The organism is Alteromonas sp. BZK5 (assembly GCF_014349115.1).
Classification (GTDB): Bacteria; Pseudomonadota; Gammaproteobacteria; order Enterobacterales; family Alteromonadaceae; genus Alteromonas; species Alteromonas macleodii.
The window spans coordinates 1-2,743 of the sequence record NZ_JACSOE010000195.1 but is presented as its reverse complement, the minus strand read 5'-3'; the positions used below and the strand labels follow the sequence as shown (position 1 = coordinate 2,743).

Here is a 2,743-nt window from a genome sequence, read left to right as displayed (position 1 = left end):
TGCCACACTTATAAGTAGTAACCCACCTCCGCAGCCATTTATTGGTGTGGTCTACAGAGGATTATGTCTTTTTAGAGGGGAAAATCCCTAGAACCCCTAATACCATGGCCAATTGGGTTATCCGACTCAACGACGTATTTCACCCCTTAATCAAACTGGCCCGCGAACAACAAAATCAGGGCAACTATATTCAAGCGGATGAAACGCGCATTCAAGTCTTAGACGAAGCCGGTAAAAGTCGTCAAAGTGATAAATGGATGTGGGTGACCCGTGGCGGCCCACCGGATAAACCGACAGTGCTGTTTGACTATGACCCTTCACGCGCCGGTCAGGTTCCTGCACGTCTACTCGATGGATTTAACGGTGTCTTGCAAGTTGACGGCTATGCGGGTTACGCCAAAGTCTGTCGCGAGCGTCAATTACCCCGTATTGGCTGTATGGACCACGCACGGCGTAAATTTATTGAAGCCAGTCGAGCGGGCACGCCTAGCCATAAAAATAGCAAAAAAGGCACGCCCTCTAAAGCCGATGTAGCGATTGGTTATATCCGAAAGCTGTACGCCATTGAAAGGAAAATTGCTGACTTGAGCAGTGACGAAAAATACCAGGCACGGCAAACCTTAGCGGTGCCTATTCTGAACGAATTTAAACCGTGGCTTGAGCGTAATCTACCCAAGGTACTGAAAGATTCACTGACCTACAAAGCCATATTCTATATGCTTAATCAGTGGGATGCGCTTGTTGCTTATTGCGACTACGGCTTCGTCAATATCAGTAATGCCCTAGCGGAAAATGCCATTCGACCGTTCGCCGTAGGCCGACGAAATTGGTTGTTCGCAGATTCATCGCGAGGTGCACACGCCAGTGCGACCTGTTACTCGCTCATTGAAACTGCCAAAGCTAACGGTGTTGAACCCTCCAGTTACATCAAATATGTGCTAGATAATATTGCCGATGCCACGACAGTTGAAAAATTAGAAGCATTATTACCTTGGAATGTGCCCAAAACTGCGTAAAGTGCTGATTTAAGATCGCTTACATGACGGGCAGTTGAGTATTGACAACAACCATACCGAACGTGATATCCGTCCGTTTACGACTGGGCGAAAAAATTGGTTGTTCTCAAAAACTGTCAAAGGGGCAGAGGCGAGCGCTATACTTTACAGTATCGTGATGACCTGTCGTGCCAATGACATTAACCCCTATTATTACTTCGAAAAGCTATTTGCTGAGCTTCCCCAGCGAGAATCGGGCGCGGATCTAACCGATTTATTGCCGTGGAATGTCAAGCAAGCGCTTGATTAGCCCTGGCCTCACCGCTTAAATTGGCGCTTACGTATCGATTTGTATTTTGACGGCGTACACCCCTGCCAACGAATGAAAGCACGGGTAAAGGAAGCAACCTCACTAAAACCACATCGTTCTGACATACATTCAAGGCTCTTAGTTGTATGCTCAAGGTAAAACAAGGCTTTTTTGTGTCTAAAGTCATCTTTGATTACCATGTAATTAGAGTTTTCTAACTCTAATTTTCGTTGCATGGTTCGAATAGATATTCCAAGTTCCGATGCAAGTTCATTTTGAGTTGGAAATTGGTTTCTAGGGTATAAAGAAATGATGTTTTTAATCTGGCTTATAAGCCCCAAAGAGTCAAAAGAATGACTTGTTATAGATAATGGTACCCTTAATTGTTTTTCCACATCTTTATAGTTACATAAAACAGGTTTGTTTAGCCATGCTTTATCAAAAACGAGCTCGTTATAATTTTGATTGAATTTAACCGGACAGTTGTATAAGAAATGATAATCGCATAGGTTCACTGGTTCATCGTCTTTAAAGGATATATAGAGCAAAGGAACCTCTTTTTTCAATAACATACTTAACATTCTATTCGCAATACAAGTAAGCATAGTAATAGCGAATAAATAGTGGTTAGAATTTTTTGTTACAAAAGAAAATTGCCACCGCACTATATCCTTTTCAAGGATTAAATTTGCTACTATAGGGCTTTGGCATACACGATTAACATTATCAATGGCGCTTAAAGCCTTTGATAATGTTTTTTCTGCACATGCAGATTTGATCATTAAAGCAATAGCTCCTCTAGGGAGCGGTTTTTCTTGAGTACCTAATAATTCATCTTTTGTATAGCTTAAAAGCACTTTATAAGACTCTATAATGTAGTGTAAGGAGATAATTCCTTCGGGTTCATCAATGCACTCAAATGGCAAGCCTATTGCCTGTGAAAAATCTATTTTTGACATACCTACATAATCAGCAATTGAACAAAAGTCTTGAATAAACTTATTGGTAGAGAATAATTCATTTCTATTCATTTTTTTACATGCCTCTGCATTTGGTTTGACTCAGGGGTATTTCAAAGGAGCACGAATTATAGCTATGCTCATGGCCACAGCACTGGCAAATAAATCCGTTTGGCCACTTTATTTCCTTCAAATAAGCTAAAATTTTGGCTTCTGGCATGTTTATTTGTCTACGCTTTTTGTTAATGATTCACGGTAAACACTAGGGGTTTGTCCTGTCCATTTTTTAAATGCTCTATTAAAGTTTGCAGTGTATGAAAACCCAACAAGATAAGATATTTCATCATACCTCAAATGCAATTGCTTCAAATAGCCTAATGTTAACCCCGATTTCAGATAATAAGTGCGACATTCATGGAAAGGTGTAGAAGAGGAGGCCAACTGCTAAAAGTGGTACGCTCTTCTCGTCAAAGAAACAA

General features: G+C 41.0%; 3 protein-coding genes and 2 pseudogenes. 2 read left to right on the top strand and 3 right to left on the bottom strand.

All coding sequences use genetic code 11. The features are described 5' to 3' along the window. Window positions 1-98 precede the first annotated feature (98 nt). Together tnpC and BIZ39_RS21160 are read left to right on the top strand one after the other, a co-directional pair. Window positions 99-1,016: pseudogene (gene tnpC / locus BIZ39_RS21165) on the top strand (IS66 family transposase); the annotation flags it as partial. Window positions 1,017-1,035: 19 nt separating this feature from the next. Next, window positions 1,036-1,305 (top strand): annotated as a pseudogene (locus BIZ39_RS21160) (transposase); the annotation flags it as partial. An 8-nt stretch (window positions 1,306-1,313) separates the two neighbouring features. On the opposite strand, the gene BIZ39_RS21155 reads toward BIZ39_RS21160, so the two are convergent. Genes BIZ39_RS21155 through BIZ39_RS22445 form a run of 3 tightly spaced genes read right to left on the bottom strand, consistent with a single transcriptional unit; the run spans window position 1,314 to window position 2,618 of the window. Next, window positions 1,314-2,336 (bottom strand): AraC family transcriptional regulator, encoded by a 1,023-nt coding sequence (locus BIZ39_RS21155; protein WP_187448015.1) that lies wholly within the window; start codon window positions 2,334-2,336, stop codon window positions 1,314-1,316. Between the two features lie 4 nt (window positions 2,337-2,340). Then, complete coding sequence (locus BIZ39_RS22690) at window positions 2,341-2,484, bottom strand: transposase (protein ID WP_187448014.1); 144 nt, start codon at window positions 2,482-2,484, stop codon at window positions 2,341-2,343. 2 nt (window positions 2,485-2,486) lie between these two features. Next, a complete protein-coding gene (locus tag BIZ39_RS22445) occupies window positions 2,487-2,618 on the bottom strand; it encodes a helix-turn-helix domain-containing protein (protein ID WP_410369572.1) in 132 nt (43 codons plus the stop codon). Window positions 2,619-2,743: the final 125 nt, after the last annotated feature.

What these genes read in the sequence shown, in the direction of transcription:
- BIZ39_RS21155 (WP_187448015.1), bottom strand. Translation starts at nt 2,336, where the DNA reads ATGAATAGAAATGAATTATTCTCTACCAATAAGTTTATTCAAGACTTT.
- BIZ39_RS22690 (WP_187448014.1), bottom strand. Translation starts at nt 2,484, where the DNA reads ATGCCAGAAGCCAAAATTTTAGCTTATTTGAAGGAAATAAAGTGGCCA.